At 32.6% G+C, this 832-nt stretch carries 1 protein-coding gene; it reads right to left on the bottom strand.

Translation table 11 applies throughout. The annotated features are described in order from the left end of the window. Positions 1 to 58 precede the first annotated feature (58 nt). Complete coding sequence (locus tag KA883_RS07640) at positions 59 to 733, bottom strand: IS6-like element IS257 family transposase (protein ID WP_210139938.1); 675 nt, start codon at positions 731 to 733, stop codon at positions 59 to 61. Positions 734 to 832 lie beyond the last annotated feature (99 nt).

Here is an 832-nt window from a genome sequence, read left to right as displayed (position 1 = left end):
GTTCTGTTGCAAAGTAAAAAAATATAGCTAACCACTAATTTATCATGTCAGTGTTCGCTTAACTTGCTAGCATGATGCTAATTTCGTGGCATGGCAAAAATCCGTAGATCTGAAGAGACCTGCGGTTCTTTTTATATAGAGCGTAAATACATTCAATACCTTTTAAAGTATGCTTTGCTGTATTGATACTTTGATACCTTGTCTTTCTTACTTTAATATGACGGTGATCTTGCTCAATGAGGTTATTCAGATATTTCGATGTACAATGACAGTCAGGTTTAAGTTTAAAAGCTTTAATTATTTTAGCCATTGCTACCTTCGTTGAAGGTGCCTGATCTGTAATTACCTTTTGAGGTTTACCAAATTGTTTAATGAGACGTTTGATAAACGCATATGCTGAATGATTATCTCGTTGCTTACGCAACCAAATATCTAATGTATGTCCCTCTGCATCAATGGCACGATATAAATAACTCCATTTTCCTTTTATTTTGATGTACGTCTCATCAATACGCCATTTGTAATAAGCTTTTTTATGCTTTTTCTTCCAAATTTGATATAAAATTGGGGCATATTCTTGAACCCAACGGTAGACCGTTGAATGATGAACGTTTACACCACGTTCCCTTAATATTTCAGATATATCACGATAACTCAATGCATATCTTAGATAGTAGCCAACGGCTACAGTGATAACATCCTTGTTAAATTGTTTATATCTGAAATAGTTCATACAGAAGACTCCTTTTTGTTAAAATTATACTATAAATTCAACTTTGCAACAGAACCTCTTTTCTAGTATAATGTTTATTAATATAGTACATATTTTTAT

Source organism: Staphylococcus sp. GDY8P54P, from assembly GCF_017892645.1.
Lineage (GTDB): Bacteria > Bacillota > Bacilli > Staphylococcales > Staphylococcaceae > Staphylococcus > Staphylococcus ureilyticus.
Note: the sequence above shows the minus strand (reverse complement) of the source record. Positions and strands in the feature narration are given on the sequence as shown.